The organism is Limosilactobacillus gorillae, assembly GCF_001293735.1.
Lineage (GTDB): Bacteria > Bacillota > Bacilli > Lactobacillales > Lactobacillaceae > Limosilactobacillus > Limosilactobacillus gorillae.
On the sequence record NZ_BCAH01000043.1, the window covers coordinates 1 to 2997 of the forward strand.

2 rRNA genes are annotated in these 2997 nt (G+C 52.2%); both read left to right on the forward strand.

Annotation, left to right across the window (positions count from 1 at the left end):
- Positions 1-2815 (forward strand): 23S ribosomal RNA (locus AOQ57_RS07165); the annotation flags it as partial.
- Between the two features lie 65 nt (positions 2816-2880).
- A 5S ribosomal RNA gene (gene rrf / locus AOQ57_RS07170) occupies positions 2881-2997 on the forward strand.

The window sequence follows — 2997 nt, forward strand, 5'->3', positions numbered from 1 at the left end:
GGAGATTTCCGAATGGGGCAACCCAATCATCTTAGTCGATGATTACTTGAGCAGTGAATCTATAGCTGCCAAGAGGTAGACGCAGTGAACTGAAACATCTTAGTAGCTGCAGGAAGAGAAAGAAACATCGATTCCCTGAGTAGCGGCGAGCGAAACGGGAAGAGCCCAAACCACTGAGCTTGCTCAGTGGGGTTGTAGGACTGAACGATGGAGTTACCAAAGAAGTTGGTAGTCGAAGTGGCTGGGAAGCCACACCAGAGATGGTGATAGTCCAGTAGACGAAACCAACTTCTCTCCGTTCAGGATCCTGAGTACGGCGGGACACGTGAAACCCCGTCGGAAGCAGCGAGGACCATCTCGCAAGGCTAAATACTCCCTAGTGACCGATAGTGAACCAGTACCGTGAGGGAAAGGTGAAAAGCACCCCGGGAGGGGAGTGAAATAGTTCCTGAAACCATGTGCCTACAAGCTGTCGGAGCCCGTTAAGGGGTGACGGCGTGCCTCTTGCAGAATGAACCGGCGAGTCATGATTACGTGCAAGGTTAAGGTGGAAAAACCGGAGCCGCAGCGAAAGCGAGTCTGAAATGGGCGTACGAAGTACGTAGTTATGTACCCGAAACCAGGTGACCTACCCATGTCCAGGGTGAAGGTGCGGTAAAACGCACTGGAGGCCCGAACCCGTGTCTGTTGAAAAAGGCTGGGATGAGGTGTGGGTAGCGGTGAAATTCCAAACGAACTTGGAGATAGCTGGTTCTCTCCGAAATCTCTTTAGGGGGAGCCTCGGAATTAAGAATCTTGGAGGTAGAGCACTGTTTGGACGAGGGGCCCGTCATGGGTTACCGACTTCAGATAAACTCCGAATGCCAATGATTTATGTCCGGGAGTCAGACGATGAGTGATAAGATCCACCGTCGAAAGGGGAACAGCCCAGATCACCAGTTAAGGTCCCTAAATATATGCTAAGTGGAAAAGGATGTGGAGTTGCTTAGACAACTAGGATGTTGGCTCAGAAGCAGCCATCATTTAAAGAGTGCGTAATAGCTCACTAGTCGAGTGATCCTGCGCCGAAAATGTACCGGGGCTAAGCATATTACCGAAACTGTGGATGTGTCCGATGGACACGTGATAGGAGAGCGTTCTAAGGGCGACGAAGTTAGACCGTGAGGACTAGTGGAGCGCTTAGAAGTGAGAATGCCGGTATGAGTAGCGAAAGACAGGTGAGAATCCTGTCCACCGAATGACTAAGGTTTCCTGGGGAAGGCTCGTCCACCCAGGGTAAGTCGGGACCTAAGGCGAGGCCGAGAGGCGTAGTCGATGGATAACAGGTTGAGATTCCTGTACCAGTTAAATGCGTTTGAATGATGGAGGGACGCAGCAGGCTAAGCGAACCGGACGATTGGAAGAGTCCGGCCAAGCAGTAAGTCAGGTTTAGAGTCAAATGCTTTAAGCCGGGTTGACAAGCTGTGATGGGGAGCGAATTTAAAGTAGCGAAGTCGCCGATGTCACCCTGCCGAGAAAAGCTTCTAGTGAGTATTTAACTGCCCGTACCGCAAACCGACACAGGTAGTCGAGGAGAGAATCCTAAGGTGAGCGAGTGAACTCTCGTTAAGGAACTCGGCAAAATGACCCCGTAACTTCGGGAGAAGGGGTGCTGGTCGAAGACCAGCCGCAGTGAAAAGGCCCAGGCGACTGTTTATCAAAAACACAGGTTTCTGCAAAATCGTAAGATGAAGTATAGGGGCTGACGCCTGCCCGGTGCTGGAAGGTTAAAAGGAAGAGTTAGCTTCGGCGAAGCCCTGAATTGAAGCCCCAGTAAACGGCGGCCGTAACTATAACGGTCCTAAGGTAGCGAAATTCCTTGTCGGGTAAGTTCCGACCCGCACGAAAGGCGTAACGATCTGGGCACTGTCTCAACGAGAGACTCGGTGAAATTGAATTGCCTGTGAAGATGCAGGCTACCCGCGACAGGACGGAAAGACCCCATGGAGCTTTACTGTAGCTTGATATTGAGTGTTTGTACTGCTTGTACAGGATAGGTAGGAGCCGTAGAAACCGGGACGCTAGTTTCGGTGGAGGCGCAAGTGGGATACTACCCTTGGATTATGACCACTCTAACCCGCACCACTGATCGTGGTGGGAGACAGTGTCAGGTGGGCAGTTTGACTGGGGCGGTCGCCTCCCAAAAGGTAACGGAGGCGCCCAAAGGTTCGCTCAGAATGGTTGGAAATCATTCGCAGAGTGTAAAGGCACAAGCGAGCTTGACTGCGAGACAGACAGGTCGAGCAGGGACGAAAGTCGGGCTTAGTGATCCGGTGGTTCCGTATGGAAGGGCCATCGCTCAACGGATAAAAGCTACCCTGGGGATAACAGGCTTATCTCCCCCAAGAGTCCACATCGACGGGGAGGTTTGGCACCTCGATGTCGGCTCATCGCATCCTGGGGCTGTAGTCGGTCCCAAGGGTTGGGCTGTTCGCCCATTAAAGCGGTACGCGAGCTGGGTTCAGAACGTCGTGAGACAGTTCGGTCCCTATCCGTCGCGGGCGTAGGAAATTTGCGAGGACCTGTCCTTAGTACGAGAGGACCGGGATGGACATACCGCTGGTGTACCAGTTGTTCCGCCAGGAGCATCGCTGGGTAGCTATGTATGGATGAGATAAACGCTGAAAGCATCTAAGTGTGAAACTCGCCTCAAGATGAGATTTCCCATTCCGAAAGGAAGTAAGACCCCACAGAGATGATGTGGTAGATAGGATGGAAGTGGCAGTGCGGTGACGCATGGAGCGGACCATTACTAATCGGTCGAGGACTTAACCAAGTCAGGTGATCGGGAACTTGAAGAGGAAAGATATTGTTTAGTTTTGAAAGCACAAGCTTTCACAGTGTGGTGATGATGGCCTGAAGGATACACCTGTTCCCATGCCGAACACAGCAGTTAAGCTTCAGCACGCCGAAAGTAGTTGGGGGATCGCTCCCTGCGAGGATAGGACGTTGCCACGC